A 19,364-nucleotide genomic window follows, 5' to 3' on the forward strand; every position below is an offset into this window, starting at 1 on the left:
GGGCATGGGCGGCACAATCATGGTTTGACGATCGAAAGGACCGATTCCCTGCACATGACGAAGAGCCCCCATGCGCTGGCCCCGACCTCGCCGGAAGGCGCTGAACCGCACCATCGGGTGATGTTTCTGAGCGTCGGCCAGACGCCGCGCGCCGATCTCATCGGGGACATGCTGACCAATCTCGACGTACCCATCGAAGCCCTCGAAATCGGCGCGCTGGACGGGCTTTCCAAGGCGGAGATCGACGATCTGAAAGTGCGGCCGGGCGAGCAGAGCATCGTCACCCGGCTTTCCGACAATACCGACGTGGTCGTCTCCAAGCCGCGCATCGCCGAGCGCATGGCGAAGATCGCCGCCGCCTTCCACCCCAATGAGTTCGATCTGGTCGTCATCCTTTCCACCGGCCTGTTTCGCGATTTCGAAAGCACATGCCCCACCGTCAACGCGCAGCGCGCCCTGGAATCGGCGGTGATTTCGCTTGCCGCGCACGGCTCGTCCGTCGGCCTCATCCAGCCGCTGCAGCAGCAGATCGAGGAACTCGACATCCCGGCGCTGGCCCCCTACAAGATCTCCGCCAGCTACGCCACCGATGGCGACCGCAAACTGCTGGCCAGCGCGCTGGTCGATCTCGCCGATGCGGAAATCATCGTGCTGAATTCCGTGAGCTTTACGGAGACCGACCGGCAGATGGTCGCGAAGGCGAGCGGCAAGCCGGTGGTCCTTGCCCGCCGCATCGTCGCGAGCGCCATCCGGCTTCTCCTGCATCGTTCGCAGCCCGTGACGCTGCCGGGCGTTTCCCCGGAATTTACGGAAAAGCTGCTTCGCCTCACTCCGCGCGAACGGCAGGTCCTGTCGCTGGTCGCCGAAGGCCTGTCCAACAAGGCGATCGCCCGCCAGCTCGGCATCAGCCCCAAGACGGTGGAAATCCACCGCTCCAACGTCATGAGCAAGATGGAAGTCACGTCCTCGAACGCGCTGATCCGCATGGTCGTCGCCGCCGGCCATCCATGACCGGGACGAGGGCTTCTGCGCAATAAAATTGCGTTCAAATCTCGGTTTGCCTAAAAAACAACCGCCACAAGCATGTCAGAATCATGTCGGACTAGGGGCATTACCCTATAGTGAAGGCGCGCTTCCGGGCGCTAGGCTCCCTGTCATATAAGCTGTGCAGGGAGCAGACAGAAGCATGCCTTCCACATCCAGAATCGCCTTCGTGACCATCGGCCAGACACCGCGCGTGGACCTCGTCCCGGAGATGATGGCAGAGATCGCCATCGGCTCGGCCGAGGGCAGCATCGACTTTCGCGAGTTCGGCGTCCTCGACGGCATGAGCCCGTCCGAACTCGACGGAATGCGGGCGAAGGACGGCGAACATTCCTTCGCGACGCGGCTGAAAAGCGGCGAGGAAATCGTCACCTCCAAGCCGCGCACCGAAGAGAAGCTCAACCTCCTGCTGAAGGAGATCGACAGGCAGGGCTTCGATCTCATCGTGCTGCTGTGCACCGGCACGAAGATCGAGCCGCTTGAAAACACGCTGGTCGTCGAGGCGCAGCGCATCGTCGACTCGACGGTCGAGGCTCTGGCGGCGTCCGCCCGCAAGCTCGGTGTCATCGTGCCGCTCGAACGGCAGGTGCGCGATTTCAACGAACGGCATGTCTTCAGCGGCGATCACGGCATCGTTTCGGCCTCGCCCTATGCCGGCGACGATATCGGCGAGCGCGCCAGGCAGCTCGAAGGCTGCGACCTCATCGTCATGCATTGCATGGGCTATTCCGCAGACATGCTCGACGAGGTCCGCCGCGCCGTCGATGCCCCCGTCCTTCTGTCGCGCCGCGTCGTCGCGGGCGTCGTCCGCCAAATGATCTGAACAGCCAACACACGAAAAGAGAGGGAACGACATGTTCGGCAAAATCATCAGGAATGTCGCAATCGCGGGGCTTCTGGCATCCTCGATGCTCGCCTCGCCGGCCGGCGCCTTCGAGCGCACCGACAAGGGCAACGTGATCGTCTTCGGCGGCCGCCAGGCGATCCCGGTCCTCGATCCGCATATCCGTTACGACTGGTCGACCCGCATGATCCAGCAGTCGGTCTATGACGCGCTGCTGAAATACGAGGGCGATCCGGCCGAATTGAAGCCCTGGCTCGCCGAGACGTGGGAAACCAGCGCCGACGGCAAGACCTGGACCTTCCACCTGACCAAGGACGCCAAGTTCCACAACGGCGATCCGGTGACGGCGGAAGCTGTCCGCTATTCCTTCGAGCGCGGCCTGAAGCTCAACAAGGGCGTCGCCTGGATGCTCAAGGACTTCCTGGCGCCGGAAGGCATCAGCGTGGTCGACGACCATACGGTCAAGTTCGATCTCAAGGCTCCCTATGCCCCTTTCCTCTCCTTCCTGCCCTGGTGGTACATCGTCAATCCGGCCGAGGTGAAGGCGCATGAGGTGGACGGCGACTACGGCCAGAAATGGCTGACCGACCATGCCGCCGGTTCCGGCCCGTTCAAGCTCGGCCGCTGGGAACCGAACGTGCTTTACGAGATCGAGGCCGTCGACAACTACTGGAAGGGCTGGCCGCAGGGCGAGAAGAACCGCCCCGCCGGCGTCATCTTCAAGATCATCCGCGAGCCGGCCGCCCAGAAGGCCGCGCTGCAGCGCGGCGAGGCGGACATCGTCGAAGGACTGACGCCGGACGACTATATCCAGATCAAGCGCGTGCCCGGCATCGTCATCCAGGACCACAAGGGCATGACGACCTTCGGCATCAAGTTCAACACGCAGAAGGGACCGACCGCCGACATCAACCTTCGCAAGGCCATCGCCTATGCGCTGGACTACGATGCGCTGATCCAGGTCTACAACGGCGCCGCGACCCTGGAGACCAGCCCGCTGCCGGATGCCATGAAGGGCTATACGCCGGTTCTGGACATGCCGCGCAAGGATCTTGCCAAGGCCAAGGAATACCTGGCGAAATCGGCCTATCCGAACGGCGGCCTGACGCTTCCCTACGTGCATGTCGCCGGCCTGGAGGAAGCCCGCCGCATCGGCCTCGTCCTGCTCGACAACCTGAAGGCCCTCAACATCAACGTGGAGATCAAGCCGGAACAGTGGCCGAACATGGTCGCCAACGGTTCCAAGGTCGAGACGTCGCCGGCGATGACCTCGGTCTTCACCACGCCGATCTCCACCGATCCGGACGCCGTCGCCTACCAGTATCACAAGAACAGCTGGGGTCAGTATTACGCGATGATGTTCTACGACAACCCCAAGGTTTCGGAGATGATCGACCAGGCCCGCGCCGCCACCAGCTGGGACGACCGCGCCAAGCTCTATGCCGAGATCCAGAAGCAGATCGTGGCCGACCAGCCGGAAGTCTTCGGCATGCTGCAGAACCGCCGCTGGGCGCATCGCGACTACCTGCAGGGCTTTCAGTTCAGCCCGGTCCGCTTCACCGGCGAAGTCGACCTCTACCCGATGTGGATCAAGGCCGAATAACCGCTGGCCCGCATCCCCTCTTGAAGCCAGAATATGTGCATGGCCCGGACCGGCAACCGCCCGGGTCATGCACAATTTGAAGAATAGCTCCGGAAAAGACGATGCTGACATTCGCCTTCCGCAAATTGCTGACGCTGGTCGGGACGATGCTCGGGATCGCGGCCCTGACCTTCTTCATCACCAATGTGGCGCCCGGCGACCCGGCCCGCCTCGTCGCGGGCCCGAACGCCACCGAGGACATGGTGGCGACGATCCGCACCGAATACGGCCTCGACAAGTCGCTGCCCGAACAGTTCGTCGTCTACATGGGCGACCTCGTCAGGGGCGACCTCGGCCAGTCGATCGTCACCACGAGGCCGGTGATGGAAGAGTTGCTGCGCTACGCCCCGGCGACGCTGGAACTGGTCTTCGTCGCCATGGCGCTCGGCATCGTCGTCGGCGTGCCGATGGGCATGCTCTCGGCCGTCTACAAGGACGGTCCGCTGGATCACGCCACCCGCATCTTCTCGATTTCCGGCGTGGCGCTGCCCGCCTTCTGGTTCGGGATCGTCCTGCAGCTGATGTTTTCGGTCGACCTCGGCTGGCTTCCGGTCTCCGGCCGTCTGCCGCTGGTGACCCGCCCGCCGGAAACGGTGACCGGCCTGCTTCTCGTCGACAGCCTGCTGGCAGGGCGCCTGGACACGTTCTGGACCTCGTTCAGGCACATCATCCTGCCGGCGATCGTGCTCTCCTTCCCCTGCCTCGCCTCCATCCTGCGCGTCAACCGCGCCGAGATGATCGAGGTGCTCCAGTCCGACTATATCGTCGCGGCGCGGGCGCACGGCATCGCCTCCTTCCGCATCGTCGCGCTTTATGCGCTGAAGAATGCCATGCTGCCGACGCTTGCGATGATCGGGCTTCGCTTCGGCTGGATGCTCGGCTCGACCGTGCTGGTCGAGACCGTGTTCGACTGGCCGGGCATCGGGCTCTATGCGGTTTCCTCCGCGCTTTCGTCCGATTTCAAGCCGGTGGTCGGCGTCACCCTGATGATCGGTTTCTTCTTCATCGTCGCCAATACCCTTGTCGATCTCGCCTATGCCTGGATCGATCCCCGCCTGAGGAACGCGTAATGACGACGCCAATGACGTCCGAAGCGGAGCTTTCCCGCCCCCTCTCCTTCCGCGAACGGCATGAAAGCCAGATCCGCCAGTGGCGGCTCTACGCCCACATGTTCCGCAAGAGCTTTTCGTCCATGCTCGGCCTCGGCCTGGTGGTGGTCTTCCTGGCTCTCGCCGCCTTCGGCCCGTGGCTCATGCCCTATCCGGAAGCGGCAGGCGGCGCGATCGACATGGCCAACAAGCTGATGCCGCCGGGCGGCGCGCATTGGTTCGGCACCGACGAGATGGGGGCCGACATCTTCTCCCGGGTCATCATGGGCGCCCGCACCTCGCTTTGGATCGGCCTGATCATCACCGGCATCGCCGCCCTGATCGGCGTGCCGCTCGGCATCGTCGCCGGTTATCGCGGCGGCTGGCCGCGCGCGGTCATCATGCGCGTCACCGAACTGTTCCTCGCCGTGCCGGGCCTCGCGCTGGCGCTGGCGATCGTCGCGGCGCTCGGCCCCGGCATCACCAACTGCGTGCTGGCGCTCTCGCTCGTCTGGTGGCCGGGCTATGTGCGCCTGGTGGAAGCCAAGGCGCTTTCCGTGAAGGAGGAACTCTTCGTCGAATCGGCCCGCTCGATCGGCGCCAAGACGCCCTGGATTCTCTGGCACCACATCCTGCCGAACTGCCTGTCGCCGATCATCGTCAAGATGAGCATGGACATGGGCATGGCGATCCTGTCGGCCGCCAGCCTTGGCTTCATCGGGCTCGGCGCACAGCCGCCGGCGCCGGAATGGGGCGCGATGATCTCGGTCGCCCGCACCTACATGCCGGACTGGTGGTGGTACTCGCTCTTCCCCGGTGCCGCGATCTTCCTCACCGTCCTCGGCTTCAACCTTCTGGGCGACGGCCTGCGCGACATTCTCGATCCCCGGAGCCGCGACCGATGACCGGACCCCTCCTCGACATCACCAACTACCGGCTCGACATCGGCACCTTCGACGGCCCGGTGCATGTGCTGAAGGGCATCAACCTCTCGGTCAACCGCGGCGACACGCTCGGCATCGTCGGCGAGAGCGGCTCCGGCAAGACGGTGCTGGTGCGTTCCGTGCTCGGTATCGGCCCCAAGAGCTCCCGGGTCGTCGAAGGCGGTATCGCCTTCGACGGACAGGACATCACCTCGCTGCCGGAAAAGGACTGGAGGAAGATCCGCGGCATCCGCATCTCGATGATCTTCCAGGACCCGATGACCTATCTGAACCCGCTCTTCTCGATCGGGCGGCAGATTTCCGACGTCATCGCCGCTCATGAAAAGGCAGCCGGCCAGGGCGTTTCATCGAAGGCGGCGCGGCGCGCCAGGACGGAGGAACTGCTCGACCAGGTCGGCCTGCCGAACCCCTCGCGCCTGTTCGACCAGTATCCGCACCAGCTCTCGGGCGGCATGCGCCAGCGCATCCTGATCGCCATGGCGCTCGCCGGCAAGCCGGATATCCTGATCGCCGACGAGCCGACCACGGCGCTCGACGTGACGGTCCAGGCGCAGGTGCTCGATCTCATCAACTCGCTGGTCGAGAAACTGAACCTGACCGTGATCATGATCAGCCACGACATCGGAGCGATCGCGACCGTCGCGAAACGCTGCGCGGTCATGTACAAGGGGGAGATCGTCGAGCAGGGCCTCACGAGCGACATCCTCCGGGAGCCGAAGCACGAATATACCCGCCGCCTGCTCGCGGCCGTGCCGGATATCGACACCGCCGTCGAAAGAGCCCCGGCGGAGCCGACGAGGACGGAAACGCCGAAACCGGGCGCGCTGCTGGAAGCGATCGGCCTCACCAAGGTCTATCGCAGCCAGTCCGGCTCGGAGTTGACAGCTGTCAACGCCGTCAGTCTCTCGGTCCGGACCGGCGAAATCTTCGGTGTGGTCGGCGAATCCGGGTCCGGTAAATCGACGCTGGCGCGCATGCTGTTGCGCCTGATCGAGCCGACATCCGGCGACGTGATCTTCGACGGCACCAACATCACCGGACTTGACGGCGAACCGCTCCGCCAGATGCGCCGCCACATGCAGTTCGTCTTCCAGAACCCGCATTCGGCGCTCAACGGCCGCCACACGATCGGCGATGCGATCGGCGAGCCCCTGCGCATCCAGACGGCCATGAGCCGCGGCGATATCGAGGCCCGCACGGAAGCGCTGCTCGATATCGTGCAATTGCCGAAACTGTTCAAGTACCGCTATCCGCACGAGCTTTCCGGCGGCCAGAAGCAGCGCGTCTGCATTGCCCGGGCCATCGCGCTCAATCCACGCCTGTTGATCCTTGACGAGCCGACCTCGGCACTCGACATCTCGGTCCAGGCGCAGGTTCTGGATTTCCTTCAGGAACTGCGCGCCGAACTCAACCTGACCTACGTCTTCATCTCGCACAATCTGGCGGTCATCCGGCAGATATGCGACCGGACGATCGTCATGAAGCGCGGCGACATCGTGGAAGAAGGCGAAACCGAGCAGATATTCCTGTCGCCCCGGCATGAATATACGCGCACGCTGATCGAAAGCGGACGCAAGACCTCGCGGGCGGCAAGCCTGCAGGGCTAGAGCGACCTGCCGTCACGGTCGGCTCAAACCGACCGTCCGCCCCGGCCATGGATTGCGGCCGTCGCGCAGCCAGAGCAGCGTGTCAAGCCAGAAGCCGGCGGCATGGCTGTCATGAAACAGGTTGAAATGGCCGATGGCCTGCCGGCCGTAGTCGCCGGGCCGGAGCAACACGGCGGTTCGCGACGCCCCGGTATAATAACCGAGCGTGCGGCGGACCGCCTTTTCTGTGCCGATCTCGTCGTCCGACACCGCAATGGCGAGGATCGGCGCCGTCACCGCCGCCATCCGGTAAAGCACGGCGGCTCTCTCGCGGCGCGGATGGCTGCGCTCGAAGCGCCGCCCGCGAAAACTCCATTCGTTGGCGACGCCGGCGGGCAGGTCCTCCAGCCAGCCAAGCCGACGGCCGGGAAAATAGCCGTGGAGGGCCGTGGCGACCGGCATCACGACATGCCATTTCACGAACAGGCCGAGACGGCGGCCCGCCGCATAATCGCCCCACCACGCGTATTGCGCTCCGACCGTCAGCATGCGGTCGACCAGCGGCGCGCTTTCGGCAAGCCCCGGCAGGAAGCCGCCTATGCTGTGCCCGATCACGATCAGCGGCCCGCCCCGCCTGCGCCGATGCATGAAACGGACGGCGGCATCGAAATCGCGCTCGCCCCAGTCCCGCCAGCGATAACCGCAGCCCCGCAGGCTTTCGGGCCGCGAGAGGCCGATGCCGCGATAATCGTAGGTGAGTACGTCGAACCCGTGCCTTGCGAGGAACCGCGCATAACGGTGGTAGTAGCGGGCCGGAACCCCTGTGGCGGGATTGATGACGACGCTGCCATGAAAGCCGCCCGCCCCCGCCATCCACAACCGGCCGCCGAGCGCGATGCCGTCCCGGCAGGACAGTTCGACGGGCTCTCCCTCGTCGGGCGATATGTGAAGCATGGCGTCTGTCATGCCGGCGATGATAGGAAGCGGGGAGCGTTGTGTATATTCACTAGCCGGTATACATAGTGCCATGGCCAAACAAACCCCTCCGACGCGCGAGCGCATCATAGAGGCCGCCGGCAAGCTCTTTCATGCCGAGGGCATTCGCGCCGTGAGCGTCGATGCCGTGGCGGACAAGGCCGGCCTCACCAAGCGGACCCTTTATTACCACTTCAGGAGCAAGGACGACCTGATCGCGGCCTATCTCGACACCCGCGACCAGCCGAACCTTGCCCTCTTCAAGCGCTGGTTTGCCGAGACCGAAGGGGACGTGGCGGAGAAGGTGGAAGGCATTTTCCGCAATCTCGGCCGCTCGGCCCGGCATCCGAAATGGAAGGGCTGCGGCTTCCTGCGGACGTCCGTGGAACTCATCAACCTTCCCGGCCATCCGGCCATGACGATCGGACGCGCCCACAAGAAACGCGTGGAAGACTGGTTCTCATCGATCTTCGAGGAAGCCGGCACCGGCAAGGACGCTCGGCAACTCGCACGGCAGGTCGTCCTGCTCCTGGACGGCGCATTTTCCGTCGTCCTGCTCCATCGCGATCCGAGCTATATGGAGGATGCCGGACACGCCGCGGCGCAACTGGTTCGCGGCCGGCTGCCGGGATAGGAAAACCGCCTGCCGCAGGCTTTTCCCCGTCACGGACAGGTCTGTTTCACGGGGCGGCGGGGCTTCCGTCGATTGGACGGACAGGTCCTTCCCCTGTCGATGCGCGACGCCCGAGACTTGACAACCACGCCATTTGAACCGACCTTAGCCCCATGACGACACGCACGTACGATCATATGTTCCGGCCCTTCCCCATCGCGGGATAACGGCCCCGGCTCGGAAATCCCCGGGACGGGGATACGTGCAACTCACCCGACAATTCTTCCAGCCGGCCACGCCGTCCAGTCCGGCGCATGGTCGATGTTGAACCAGGCACCGGCCGGCTTCCATCGCATGGAATCCGCCGCGGCCAGACAAGGACATGCAGATGATCAGATCCGAAATCGTCGTGGGCAAAACGGACCACGGCAAACTGATGCGGCTCGCAAACGGGCTGATGGAGCGCAACCCGGATCTTGCCGAAGAACTCGTCGGCGAACTCGAACGGGCGTCCGTCGCCGACGACGCGGCCATTCCGGCCGGCACGGTGCAGATGGGCTCGACGGTCGAATACCGCACCGGGGGAGACCCGCCGCGCCGCGTGACACTCGTCTATCCCGTCGACGCGGACATCGCGCAGGGAAGGATCTCGATCCTGACGCCCGTCGGCACGGCGCTGCTCGGGCTCTCGGTTGGCCAGACCATCGATTTCGTCGCCAATGACGGGCGGCAGCATCTCATGACGATCGTCTCGGTCGAGGAGGGTTCAGATGCCGCGGCCTAGGCCGGGCCTGATATCGCCTTCAGGGCGCATGCCCGCGAACGGGGCCAGGCCCGGACGCCCGTGCGTCCGGTCTCCCGGCTGTTTTCACCTTCATGCAGGCTCGCTGATAGCAGGCTCCTGACCCCTGGTCCGCGAAACATCCGGACCAGGGGATAAAACCCGACCGACCAAGACAGACTGGCGCCGGAACGGCGAGACCGTTTCCGCGGGAGATTATCATGGCGATGGAGCCTCATTTCCACCTGACGGCCAAGGATCATTCCCTTCTCCAGACCATACTGGAGCGGCATCAAGGAACTTACGGACCCTACCTGAAGCTGCTCGAACGAAAGGTTCGCGACAGCGCCATCTATCTGCGTGACGACATTCCGCCGAACGTGGTCACGGTCAACACGCGGTTCGTCTACGTCGCCGATGGCGTTCGAACCGGGTCGCACCTGATCGTGGAGGGGGAGGCCGCCGACCTGCCCTCCTTCGCCCTGTCCGTACACACGCTCGAGGGATTGGCGCTTCTCGGTCTTGCGGAGAAAAGTTCGATCGATATCGAGATCGGTCCAGGTGTTCATCAGACGTTGCAGATTGAGTATATCGTCTCCCAGCCGGAGGCCCAGGCGAGGACATACGCCCCCTTGAACGGGCCGATCCGGCGCAATGCCCCGGACGTTTCCGGGAACGTGATCAGCTTCCGGCCCCGGCCTGTCCGCGCGACACCGGGGTCCCGGCTCGACCCGGACGACGATCCGGGCCCGAGCGCGGCCTGAGGGCGCGTCAGCCCCGGCGGAAGGATGGCACGCGAATGAGAATGACAGGATGGAAGACGAAAAAGTAGAGAACATGCAGCTAGAGACCCCCTATTACCTGATCGACAAGGCCAGGCTCCTGCGCAACATGGAGAAGATCGCCCATGTCCGCGAAAGGTCCGGCGCGAAGGCGCTGCTTGCGCTCAAATGCTTCGCGACCTGGTCGGTCTTCGATTTCATGCACGAATACATGGATGGAACGACCTCCTCGTCGCTCAACGAGGTCCGCCTCGGCCACGAGCGCTTCGGCAAGGAGACTCACGCCTATTCGGTCGCCTATGCGGATTACGAGATCGACGAGGTCGTCGGCCATGCGGACAAGATCATCTTCAACTCCATCAGCCAGCTCGAACGGTTCGCGGACAAGGCGTCCGGCATCGTCCGGGGCCTGCGGCTCAATCCGCAGGTGAGCTCCTCAAGCTTCGATCTCGCCGATCCCGCCCGCCCCTTCTCCCGCCTCGGCGAATGGGATGTCGCAAAGGTCGAAAAGGCGATGGACCGCATCAGCGGCTTCATGATCCACAACAATTGCGAGAACGGCGATTTCGGCCTGTTCGACCGCCTGCTGGGCGAGATCGAGGAGAGGTTCGGCGCACTTCTTTCACGGGCCGATTGGGTGAGCCTTGGCGGCGGCATCCATTTCACCGGCGAGAACTACCCCCTCGACGCCTTCTGCGACCGCCTGAAGGGCTTTTCGGACAAATATGACGTGCAGGTCTACCTGGAGCCCGGCGAAGCCTCCATCACCAGGTCGACCACGCTGGAGACGACCGTTCTCGACACGCTCTACAACGGCAAGCATCTGGCGATCGTCGACAGCTCGATCGAAGCCCATATGCTCGATCTCCTCATCTATCGCGAGAACGCCAAGATGTTTGCGAATGCCGGGCCGCACCGCTATATGGTCTGCGGCAAGTCGTGCCTCGCCGGCGACATCTTCGGCGAATTCGATTTCGAGCGGGAATTGAAGGTTGGCGACCGCATCTCGTTCCAGGATGCGGCCGGTTACACCATGGTCAAAAAGAACTGGTTCAATGGCGTGAAGATGCCGGCAATCGCCATCAAGGAACTCGACGGCAGCATTCGAACGGTCCGCGAATTCACCTACGCGGACTATGAACAGAGCCTCTCCTGAGGCTGAACACCGGATAGAAGGAGATATCCTCCACCATGAAGAAGAATGTCCTCATCATCGGCGCCGGCGGCGTCGCCCAAGTGGTTGCGCACAAGTGCGCCCGGAACAACGATGTCCTGGGGGACATCCACATCGCCTCCCGCACCAGGGCGAAATGCGATGCGATCGTCGCAAGCGTCCATGAGAAGAAGGCGATGAAACAGCCGGGCGTCCTGGAAGCCCACGCGCTGGACGCGCTCGACATCGAGGCGACCAAGGCGCTCATCCGCAAGACCGGGTCCGGGATTGTCATCAATGTCGGTTCGGCCTTCCTCAACATGTCGGTCCTGCGCGCCTGCATGGACACCGGCGTCGCCTATATCGACACAGCCATCCACGAAGAGCCGAACAAGATCTGCGAGACGCCCCCGTGGTACGGAAACTATGAATGGAAGCGCGCCGCCGAGTGCGAGGAGAAGGGCATCACCGCCATCCTCGGCGCCGGCTTCGATCCGGGCGTCGTCAACGCCTATGCCCGCCTTGCCAAGGACGATTACCTCGACAAGGTGACGGACGTCGACATCGTGGACATCAACGCCGGCAGCCACGGCCGGTATTTCGCCACCAATTTCGACCCGGAGATCAACTTCCGCGAATTCACCGGCGTCGTCTACTCCTGGCAGAAGGGCCAGTGGCAGGTGAACAAGATGTTCGAGATCGGCAAGGACTACGACCTGCCGGTGGTCGGCACGCGGCGGGCCTATCTCTGCGGCCATGACGAGGTCCATTCGCTGGCCAGGAACATGGACGGCGCGGACGTCCGTTTCTGGATGGGTTTCGGCGATCACTACATCAACGTGTTCACCGTGCTCAAAAGCATCGGCCTTCTCTCCGAACAGCCGATCAGGACCGCCGAAGGGCTCGAAGTCGTGCCGCTCAAGGTGGTCAAGGCCTGCCTTCCGGACCCGGCGTCGCTCGCCCCGGACTATGAAGGCAAGACCTGCATCGGCGATTTCGTGAAGGGCGTGAAGGACGGCAGGGAGCGGACCGTCTTCATCTACAATGTCGCCGACCACAGGCAAGCCTACGACGAAGTCGGCTCGCAGGGCATTTCCTACACCGCCGGCGTGCCGCCGGTCGCCGCCGCGATGCTCGTCGCCACCGGCGAATGGGACGTGAAGAAGATGGTGAACGTGGAGGAACTGCCGCCCAAACCCTTCCTCGACATCCTGAACAGGATCGGCCTGCAGACCTATATCCGCGACGAGAACGGCGAGCGGCCGCTGAACTTCGAAACCGCCGCCGCCGGCAATGGCGCGGGAGGCGCCGTCGCGGCCGAGTGACAGGCCGGGGCATTTCGCCGCGTGGAATGCCGAAAAGCCGGGGCGGTTCCCGATTGAAATCCCGCCCCCGCTTTCTGAAACGAACCGGGGACCGCCCACTCGGGCGGTCCTTGCCGAACTCCGCCGATCAGAACCCGTGCGTCCGAGGATAGGGATTCACCTCCGGAGGGTTCCAGCCCGCAAGGCTCTCCGCATCCGGGCGCAGGATCTCCACCTTGAGCGGATAACACGCGGCGACATCGCTCGAATGGGTCGCGCTGCAATCTCCCCCCGGACATGCCGACAGGGCGCCGAGCAGGTCGATTTCCGCGAAGAACTCGATGAAATCCCCCGGACGGACGGGACTCGCCTTCATGAAATACCGATGCGTATCCCGTGTGAAACCGGTGCACATGAAGACGTTCAACACGTCATGCACATGGGGCTCGGCCTCCCGAACGGACATCCCCTTCTCCGCGGCCAGGGCGCGGGTGAGGTTCGAATGGCAGCAGTGATGGTAGTCGCCGCCCTTCAGCAGGCGGTTCGTGTAGGGATCGCAGCGCGTGCCGATGACGTCGTGAACGCCGGCCCCGTCTTCGTCCCAGCCATACCAGGAGAGCGTGTCGTGGGTGATCGTCGCCATGGGGCGAAGGCAAGGCAGGGTGCTCCACAACCTGTCGCCGGTGCCGACATGGGTGGCGTGCAGGGCGCGCGTCTTTCCGCTGAAGAAACGTTCGGACAGATCGCCGGCATTCCAGAGATTGAGGTCGCCGACCTGCGCGCCCTCGATGCTGACGATGCGGAAGAAATGTCCCCGCGGCACGCGAAAGGCGCGCGCATCCCGTGGCGGGACGATGACTTCCCCGACCTTGGTCAGGTTCTGCCTCGCTCTCGCGAGCAAGCCCAGATCCGCCGGCGGGAGCGTCTCCACCGGGTAGACCACCACAGGCGGTTTCCGCCGCCGCTCATCGGCATCGGCGGGAACTGGGACGGCTGGAATATTCTGCATCTCTCGGTCTCTCTGATCTTCCCTCGCCGGCGGAGCGCATCCGGCGGGCCTTGAATGAGCATGTTTCCGGGCCATTCTCATGGCCGGACGGCATCCAGGCAACCGGGAACGTTCTTGCCCATCGGCCAAGTTTTGCTTAGCCATTCGTCTCATGAGAAACCTTCCCATCGCCTCCCTGCGCGCATTCGAGGCCGCCGCGCGCCATGAAAGCTTCGTCAAGGCGGCTTCGGAGCTGCACCTGACTTCTGCCGGCATCAGCCAGCATGTCCGGACGATCGAGAACTGGCTGGAGGTTCCGCTGTTCGTGCGCCACACGCGCGGCGTCACCCTGACGCCGGCCGGCCGTGAATTCGGCGCGGCCGCGACGCACGGGCTCGGCCACATCGAAACGGTCGCGCGGCGCCTGAAGCTGGAGGCCCACAACCGGCCCGTCAGCATCGCGTGCATCGCATCCATGGCGACGCGATGGCTCATTCCACGGCTGCCGGAATTCAAGGCGGCGCATCCGCACATCCGCATCAACATCCTCTACACACTCGATGCGAAGACGCCGGAAGCCGCCAATGCGGACCTGCTGATCCGGCACGGAACGCGACCGGACCGGGATGCCTTCCGGCTTCTCGACGCCGGGACACGCCCCACCTGCTCGGCGGAGTTCCGGGATCGCCACGGGCCGTTCGAAGCGCCGGCCGACCTTCTTGACGCGGAACTCCTCCATGACGAGACAGCCGATGCCTGGACACGATGGTTCGCCGCCGCCGGCATCGATGCCATCTCGAAAGCCGGACCCATGTTCGCCGATCTCACCCTGATGATCGGACCGGTGATCGGCGGCCAGGGTGTCGGCCTCTGCCCGACGGCGCTCGTCGCGAAGGAGATCGCGCGGGGAGAGCTGGTCACCTTGTTCGACCTGCCGTCCGATATGGACAAGGCATACTGGCTCATCGAAGCGCGCAACCTTTCGCAGGAAGCCGGAACGTTCAGGGACTGGCTGCGGATGAAAGCCGGCGAGGCACCCTCTCCTCCGTGACCCGGCCTATCTCGCCTTGGCAAGCTCCGGCGCGCGCCTTTCGGCCGAAGCAAGGCGCCAGGTATTCCGGCCGGCGGCCTTGGCCTGATAAAGGGCGCGATCGGCAGCCTGGACCAGCGCCTCCCCATCCAGCCCGTCGGCCGGGGCGGACGCGATGCCGATGCTGACGCCAAGCGTGATGGGCAATCCCCGGATGACGAAAGGAACCTCGAAGGCCGCGATGCATCGCTGCGCCAGCCGGGTGTCGACATCCGTGGCGGCGGGCAGCAGGATTGCGAACTCGTCGCCTCCCAGCCGCGCAACCATGTGGCCCTTCGCTTCGGAGCGCAGGCGCACGGCGACCATCTTGAGCACCTCGTCGCCGGCAGCATGCCCGAACGTGTCGTTTACCGGCTTGAAACCGTCGAGGTCGAGGCAATAGGCGACGACGCGGGCGGCGCTTCCGGGGTTCGAAGCGGCCGCGAGCGCCTTGTAGAACTGCATCCGGTTCGGAAGGCCCGTCAACGCATCATGATGCGCGAGGCGGTTGGCTTCCGCCTCCGCCAGCACCCGGTCGCTGACATCCGCGACCGTCAGCAGAAGCCGCCGGTCGGGGCCTTCATAGAGAAAGCGCACATAGATGAGGACGTGCCGCTCCCTGCCGTCGGCCATATGCTGCCGCCACACGGTCCTCGCCTCGCAGTCGGCTTCGAGATTGCGCAGCCTTGCCGCGAACCCCTCCGCCTCGCCCGCCGCATGCATGCCGGAGGCGCTCTTCGACAGCAGCGCCGTCCTGTCGAAACCGTAGAAGTTCAGCGCGGCAAGATTGGCGTCCAGAATGGCGAGGCTATCGCCGTCGCAGAGAAGCATGGGCATGGGATTGGCGTCGAAAAGCTGGCGGAGCCATTCCTCGCGCTGCTTGAGGTCGGTGATATCGATCCGCATGCCGATGGCGCCGCCGTCCGGCGTGCGCCGGTCGTCGTACCGCATCCAGCGGCCGTCGCGGAGATGCTGTTCCTCCTGGGAGGACGGCTGCCTGAATTTCCGCATGCGCACGCGCAGCCAGGCATCCCGGTCGGAAACGATCTCCGGAATGCCGCCGCCCGCCAGACTGATCTTCAGGATCTCCTCGAACGGAATCCCCGGCGTCAGGTAATCCGCGATGTCGGAATAAAGCTCCGCGTATTTCCGGTTCCACAGGATGTACCGGTCTTTCGAATCGAAGACGCAGACCGCCTGCGGCAGCATCTCGATCACGTATCGCAGCCGGAGGCTGGCCTCGCGGGCGGCCTTTCCGGCCGACGTCTCCTCGTCTTCCGGCTCCAGAAGGACCGCAGTCATGACGCCTGCGGCCGCAGTCCAGGTGACGACCCTCGCAAGACAGGCCCGGCCGCCTCCCGCGCCATCATCGAGGACGACGGAATGGGAAACGCCCGGGGCGAGAGGCCACTCGGACAGAATTTCGCAGGCCTGGTGGCCAAGAAGCTCCGGCCGGGGTTGGAAGAGCCCACGGCCTTCGGCATTCGCAAATGCAACGACGCCCCCCGCATCCAGGATGAGCACCGCCATCGGGCAGCCTTCCAGAAATGCCATGATTTCCGTCCCAAGCATTGCTGCCTCACATGAGCCACGTCGTTTCGCGCGCTGCGCCAAGACTTGATCATACGGGCCTATAGTAAAGGAATTGCACTTGCTTCACCGGCCCGCTCCACCCGGAGCAACAGCCAAAGTCTAGGTGCGCCTCCCGGGAGCTTCCTCGCCATCAGCGAATGTTGTTCGCAAGTCCGGCGACGCTGCGGACTTTCTCCCGCAAGCGCGTTGACCTTCGGCCTCGACCGGAACCGCAGGGCGTTGCCGGACGACCCCGCCTGCCGGCACGCCGTTCCGTCATATGGACTTTGTAAGCCTCCACCGCGACGGCATAAAAGAATTTCGATTTATCCCGCCATCCTTTGACGCAGTTCAAACCGGGCCGGCCGGCTTCTCTGTTAGGTGTTCCCAAAGCGGGGGCGGAAACCGGTATTCCATCGGTCGACCCCTCGAGGAACAGAACATGAGCGAAGACAAGGCAAGACGGTATCTGGAAGAACAGGTCGCCATCTATCGGCAAATGATGACGGAGATCGAGCGGGACCGCCTGGACCTGCCTGCCGGCGATCGCGATGCCGAGGGCCGGCGGACAGAGCTTGCCGCCCGCCTGCACAGTTGCAGGCAATCCCTCAACACCCTGCAGCGCCTGCTCGGGCAGCCGGAAGGCATGTAACCTCAAGAAAGCCTAATCGGAGACCGGTCAGAAGGCCGCTCCCTGCCCGCCGCCATCCGCCCATATCCTGTTGCGGCCGGCCATCTTGGCGGCATAAAGCGCCTGGTCCGCCCTGCGGTAGATGTCCGATACCGAGTCCGCTTCCCGGCAGGCCGCGATGCCGGCCGAGAAGGTGTAGGAGAAGTCCACCGGATCGGCGAGCGGCCGGGACATGCGGATCAGGGCCAGCATCCGCTCCACGATCACCATCGCTTCCCCTGCCGTCGTGCCCGGCATGACCAGAAGGAATTCCTCCCCTCCCACGCGGCCGAAACAATCGCTGCGCCTGACGTTCTGGTGAATGCGATGGGCAAAATCCCGCAACACGAGGTCCCCGGCCTGATGGCCGAGACGGTCGTTGATATATTTGAAATTGTCGATGTCGAGCACGGCAAGACAGCCATCGCCGCGCTCTCTTGCGGCGACATGGCCCACCATGTCCTCGATGCGGGCCATGACGAAGCGCCGGTTGGCGATCCCGGTCAGTTCGTCCGTCTGGGACGCCCTGATCGCCTGGTCGCGGTCCTGCCTGACGCTGCGCTCATCGACGCGCAGGGACGTTATGTCGCCGGCGATGCACAGCATCCAGCCGTTCTTCTGGACGGTCTCCGTCATCCAGAACCAGCGTCCGTCGAGAAGGTCGGTCTCGAAGGCGCGAAATCCGATCTTGCCGCGACGGGACAATGTCGATCGCAGCCATGCCTCGAAATCGGCGGCGCGGATCACCGTCCCCCGGCCGAGATCGAAGTTCCGCCGCATCAGGTCCGGCCAGAGCGGGGTTTCGTCCGGCTCGACGAAATATGCGGCGCGGAAGGCCTCGTTCGCATACCGCAGGCGATCATCGGCATCATAGAGGGCAATCAATGTCGCGCTCGCCGACGCGAGGTGAACGAACTGCTCGAATATCTCGTCCATACAAAAGCTTGTCCCTGTTACCGGGCAATACCTATGGCACGAATTCGAGGAAGGAAAGGCAAAGCGGCAGGATCATCGCCGCCATGCCGGCTCATGCGCCGGCATAACGGTGGATTGCAAGGTCCGAAGTATCGATGTCGGGTTTCCGGCCGCTGACGAGATCGCTAATCAGCCGCGCCGAACCGCAGCTCATCGTCCAGCCGAGAGTTCCGTGGCCCGCGTTGAGGAAAAGACCGCGGATGCGCGTCGCGCCGATCACCGGCGTTCCATCCGGGGTCATCGGGCGCAGACCCGACCAGAAGGTCGCCTGCCGCACGTCGCCGCCGGGAAACAGATCGGTGACGGAATGTTCCAGCGTCCCGCGGCGCGCGAGGGGAAGATCGTTCGTGTACCCGGAGATTTCCGCCATGCCGCCGACGCGGATGCGATCGCCCAGGCGGGTGATCGCGATCTTGTAGGTCTCGTCCATCACGGTCGATTCCGGGGCGCGGCCGGCATCCGCGATCGGGATCGTCAGCGAATAGCCCTTCACCGGATAGACGGGCAGCGTGATGCCGACCTGCTTCAGGAGCAGGGGCGAATGACTTCCGAGCGCGACGACGACGGCGTCGGAACGGATCGGCCCCTGATCGGTCAAGACGCCCCGCATCTGGCCGTTGTCGACCTCGAGGGCCTTGATGTCGCGTCCGTAGAGGAACTGCACGCCGAGTTCGACGGCTTTTGCGGCAAGCGCATTGGTGAACTTGAAGCAGTCGCCGGTCTCGTCCTTCGGCGTCAGGAGCCCGCCCACGATCTTGTCGCGGACGTGCCGCAACGCCGGCTCGACACGGATGCATCCGTCCCGGTCGAGCACCTCGTAGGGGATGCCGTCGGCGGCAAGCGCCTTGACGTCCTTGGCGGAAGCGTCGAGCTGCTGCTGCGTGCGGAAGAGCTGCAGGGTTCCCTGCATCCGCTCGTCATAGGCGATGCCGGTCTCTTCCCTGACGGCGGCGAGCGACACCCGGCTGTAGTCCGCCAGCCTCAACATCCGGCTCTTGTTGACCGCATAACGCTCCGACGTGCAGTTCGAGAGCATCTTGAACAGCCAGGAGAGCATGGCGCGATCCATCCTGGGCCGCAGGATGAGGGGCGCGTGCTTCATGAATATCCACTTGACCGCCTTGAGCGGAATGCCCGGCGCGGCCCATGGCGAGCAGTAGCCGAACGACACCTCGCCGGCATTGGCGAAGCTCGTTTCGAGGGCCGGTCCCGCCTGCCGGTCGACGACGGTGACTTCGTGGCCCGCCTTCGCAAGCTGATATGCGGTGGTGACGCCGATGACGCCTGCGCCGAGAACCGTGACTTTCATGTTTTCCCCTATTGTCGCGCGGAGG

The 19,364-nt window shown here is 64.2% G+C and carries 18 protein-coding genes; 13 read left to right on the top strand and 5 right to left on the bottom strand.

Annotation, left to right across the window (positions count from 1 at the left end; translation table 11 throughout):
* Nucleotides 1-54: 54 nt before the first annotated feature.
* The 6 genes from ACFFP0_RS10360 to ACFFP0_RS10385 all read left to right on the top strand — a co-directional run bounded on the left by ACFFP0_RS10360 (nucleotide 55) and on the right by ACFFP0_RS10385 (nucleotide 7,169).
* Nucleotides 55-1,011, top strand: coding sequence for an AroM family protein (locus ACFFP0_RS10360; protein ID WP_377260040.1), 957 nt, complete (start codon nucleotides 55-57; stop codon nucleotides 1,009-1,011).
* 175 nt (nucleotides 1,012-1,186) lie between these two features.
* Entirely contained in the window at nucleotides 1,187-1,867 is a 681-nt protein-coding gene (locus ACFFP0_RS10365; protein ID WP_377260042.1) for an AroM family protein, read from the top strand.
* 31 nt (nucleotides 1,868-1,898) lie between these two features.
* A complete protein-coding gene (locus ACFFP0_RS10370; protein ID WP_377260044.1) occupies nucleotides 1,899-3,491 on the top strand; it encodes an ABC transporter substrate-binding protein in 1,593 nt (530 codons plus the stop codon).
* 101 nt (nucleotides 3,492-3,592) lie between these two features.
* A complete protein-coding gene (locus ACFFP0_RS10375; protein ID WP_377260046.1) occupies nucleotides 3,593-4,600 on the top strand; it encodes an ABC transporter permease in 1,008 nt (335 codons plus the stop codon).
* A complete protein-coding gene (locus tag ACFFP0_RS10380) occupies nucleotides 4,600-5,523 on the top strand; it encodes an ABC transporter permease (RefSeq protein ID WP_377260048.1) in 924 nt (307 codons plus the stop codon). The genes ACFFP0_RS10375 and ACFFP0_RS10380 overlap by 1 nt, the downstream gene beginning before the upstream one ends.
* Entirely contained in the window at nucleotides 5,520-7,169 is a 1,650-nt protein-coding gene (locus tag ACFFP0_RS10385; RefSeq protein ID WP_377260050.1) for an ABC transporter ATP-binding protein, read from the top strand. The genes ACFFP0_RS10380 and ACFFP0_RS10385 overlap by 4 nt, the downstream gene beginning before the upstream one ends.
* A 12-nt stretch (nucleotides 7,170-7,181) precedes the next feature.
* Here ACFFP0_RS10385 and ACFFP0_RS10390 read toward each other — a convergent pair whose 3' ends face one another.
* Nucleotides 7,182-8,102 carry an alpha/beta hydrolase family protein gene (locus tag ACFFP0_RS10390; RefSeq protein ID WP_377260052.1) on the bottom strand — a complete coding sequence of 307 codons (921 nt, stop codon included), beginning with the start codon at nucleotides 8,100-8,102 and terminating at the stop codon, nucleotides 7,182-7,184.
* 73 nt (nucleotides 8,103-8,175) lie between these two features.
* Here ACFFP0_RS10390 and ACFFP0_RS10395 point away from each other — a divergent pair, with 73 nt between their 5' ends.
* The 5 genes from ACFFP0_RS10395 to ACFFP0_RS10415 all read left to right on the top strand — a co-directional run bounded on the left by ACFFP0_RS10395 (nucleotide 8,176) and on the right by ACFFP0_RS10415 (nucleotide 12,777).
* On the top strand, nucleotides 8,176-8,757 hold the full coding sequence (locus ACFFP0_RS10395) for a TetR/AcrR family transcriptional regulator (RefSeq protein ID WP_377260054.1): 582 nt from the start codon (nucleotides 8,176-8,178) through the stop codon (nucleotides 8,755-8,757).
* 367 nt (nucleotides 8,758-9,124) lie between these two features.
* Nucleotides 9,125-9,520: a nucleoside diphosphate kinase regulator gene (gene rnk, locus ACFFP0_RS10400; RefSeq protein ID WP_377260056.1), complete on the top strand. Its 396-nt coding sequence runs from the start codon at nucleotides 9,125-9,127 to the stop codon at nucleotides 9,518-9,520.
* A gap of 218 nt (nucleotides 9,521-9,738) precedes the next feature.
* The gene (locus ACFFP0_RS10405) at nucleotides 9,739-10,281 is read left to right on the top strand and encodes a transcription elongation factor GreAB (protein WP_377260058.1); all 543 of its coding nucleotides are present in this window, start codon (nucleotides 9,739-9,741) and stop codon (nucleotides 10,279-10,281) included.
* Between the two features lie 73 nt (nucleotides 10,282-10,354).
* Nucleotides 10,355-11,455: a carboxynorspermidine decarboxylase gene (locus ACFFP0_RS10410; protein WP_377260140.1), complete on the top strand. Its 1,101-nt coding sequence runs from the start codon at nucleotides 10,355-10,357 to the stop codon at nucleotides 11,453-11,455.
* Nucleotides 11,456-11,490: 35 nt separating this feature from the next.
* Nucleotides 11,491-12,777 (top strand): saccharopine dehydrogenase family protein, encoded by a 1,287-nt coding sequence (locus tag ACFFP0_RS10415; protein WP_377260060.1) that lies wholly within the window; start codon nucleotides 11,491-11,493, stop codon nucleotides 12,775-12,777.
* A gap of 127 nt (nucleotides 12,778-12,904) precedes the next feature.
* Here ACFFP0_RS10415 and ACFFP0_RS10420 read toward each other — a convergent pair whose 3' ends face one another.
* Entirely contained in the window at nucleotides 12,905-13,765 is an 861-nt protein-coding gene (locus tag ACFFP0_RS10420; protein WP_377260062.1) for an urea carboxylase-associated family protein, read from the bottom strand.
* Between the two features lie 151 nt (nucleotides 13,766-13,916).
* Here ACFFP0_RS10420 and ACFFP0_RS10425 point away from each other — a divergent pair, with 151 nt between their 5' ends.
* Nucleotides 13,917-14,795, top strand: coding sequence for a LysR substrate-binding domain-containing protein (locus tag ACFFP0_RS10425; RefSeq protein ID WP_377260064.1), 879 nt, complete (start codon nucleotides 13,917-13,919; stop codon nucleotides 14,793-14,795).
* Nucleotides 14,796-14,801: 6 nt separating this feature from the next.
* Here the strand turns inward: ACFFP0_RS10425 and ACFFP0_RS10430 are convergent, their stop codons facing one another.
* Complete coding sequence (locus ACFFP0_RS10430) at nucleotides 14,802-16,367, bottom strand: diguanylate cyclase domain-containing protein (protein ID WP_377260066.1); 1,566 nt, start codon at nucleotides 16,365-16,367, stop codon at nucleotides 14,802-14,804.
* A gap of 460 nt (nucleotides 16,368-16,827) precedes the next feature.
* Here ACFFP0_RS10430 and ACFFP0_RS10435 point away from each other — a divergent pair, with 460 nt between their 5' ends.
* Nucleotides 16,828-17,037 carry a hypothetical protein gene (locus ACFFP0_RS10435; protein ID WP_377260068.1) on the top strand — a complete coding sequence of 70 codons (210 nt, stop codon included), beginning with the start codon at nucleotides 16,828-16,830 and terminating at the stop codon, nucleotides 17,035-17,037.
* 27 nt (nucleotides 17,038-17,064) lie between these two features.
* Here the strand turns inward: ACFFP0_RS10435 and ACFFP0_RS10440 are convergent, their stop codons facing one another.
* Nucleotides 17,065-17,991 (bottom strand): sensor domain-containing diguanylate cyclase, encoded by a 927-nt coding sequence (locus tag ACFFP0_RS10440; RefSeq protein ID WP_377260070.1) that lies wholly within the window; start codon nucleotides 17,989-17,991, stop codon nucleotides 17,065-17,067.
* Nucleotides 17,992-18,082: 91 nt separating this feature from the next.
* Entirely contained in the window at nucleotides 18,083-19,339 is a 1,257-nt protein-coding gene (locus ACFFP0_RS10445; RefSeq protein ID WP_377260072.1) for a D-amino acid dehydrogenase, read from the bottom strand.
* Nucleotides 19,340-19,364 lie beyond the last annotated feature (25 nt).

The sequence above is a fragment of the Neorhizobium puerariae genome, assembly GCF_042429745.1.
Lineage (GTDB): Bacteria > Pseudomonadota > Alphaproteobacteria > Rhizobiales > Rhizobiaceae > Neorhizobium > Neorhizobium puerariae.

Bases quoted from the DNA above. Each gene is read 5' to 3' on its own strand.
- ACFFP0_RS10410 (WP_377260140.1), top strand. From the start codon at position 10,355: ATGCAGCTAGAGACCCCCTATTACCTGATCGACAAGGCCAGGCTCCTG.
- ACFFP0_RS10395 (WP_377260054.1), top strand. From the start codon at position 8,176: ATGGCCAAACAAACCCCTCCGACGCGCGAGCGCATCATAGAGGCCGCC.
- ACFFP0_RS10370 (WP_377260044.1), top strand. From the start codon at position 1,899: ATGTTCGGCAAAATCATCAGGAATGTCGCAATCGCGGGGCTTCTGGCA.
- ACFFP0_RS10375 (WP_377260046.1), top strand. From the start codon at position 3,593: ATGCTGACATTCGCCTTCCGCAAATTGCTGACGCTGGTCGGGACGATG.
- ACFFP0_RS10380 (WP_377260048.1), top strand. From the start codon at position 4,600: ATGACGACGCCAATGACGTCCGAAGCGGAGCTTTCCCGCCCCCTCTCC.
- ACFFP0_RS10420 (WP_377260062.1), bottom strand. From the start codon at position 13,765: ATGCAGAATATTCCAGCCGTCCCAGTTCCCGCCGATGCCGATGAGCGG.
- ACFFP0_RS10390 (WP_377260052.1), bottom strand. From the start codon at position 8,102: ATGCTTCACATATCGCCCGACGAGGGAGAGCCCGTCGAACTGTCCTGC.
- ACFFP0_RS10425 (WP_377260064.1), top strand. From the start codon at position 13,917: ATGAGAAACCTTCCCATCGCCTCCCTGCGCGCATTCGAGGCCGCCGCG.
- ACFFP0_RS10360 (WP_377260040.1), top strand. From the start codon at position 55: ATGACGAAGAGCCCCCATGCGCTGGCCCCGACCTCGCCGGAAGGCGCT.
- ACFFP0_RS10445 (WP_377260072.1), bottom strand. From the start codon at position 19,339: ATGAAAGTCACGGTTCTCGGCGCAGGCGTCATCGGCGTCACCACCGCA.
- ACFFP0_RS10440 (WP_377260070.1), bottom strand. From the start codon at position 17,991: ATGGACGAGATATTCGAGCAGTTCGTTCACCTCGCGTCGGCGAGCGCG.
- ACFFP0_RS10385 (WP_377260050.1), top strand. From the start codon at position 5,520: ATGACCGGACCCCTCCTCGACATCACCAACTACCGGCTCGACATCGGC.
- ACFFP0_RS10405 (WP_377260058.1), top strand. From the start codon at position 9,739: ATGGCGATGGAGCCTCATTTCCACCTGACGGCCAAGGATCATTCCCTT.
- ACFFP0_RS10415 (WP_377260060.1), top strand. From the start codon at position 11,491: ATGAAGAAGAATGTCCTCATCATCGGCGCCGGCGGCGTCGCCCAAGTG.
- ACFFP0_RS10365 (WP_377260042.1), top strand. From the start codon at position 1,187: ATGCCTTCCACATCCAGAATCGCCTTCGTGACCATCGGCCAGACACCG.
- rnk (WP_377260056.1), top strand. From the start codon at position 9,125: ATGATCAGATCCGAAATCGTCGTGGGCAAAACGGACCACGGCAAACTG.
- ACFFP0_RS10430 (WP_377260066.1), bottom strand. From the start codon at position 16,367: ATGGCATTTCTGGAAGGCTGCCCGATGGCGGTGCTCATCCTGGATGCG.
- ACFFP0_RS10435 (WP_377260068.1), top strand. From the start codon at position 16,828: ATGAGCGAAGACAAGGCAAGACGGTATCTGGAAGAACAGGTCGCCATC.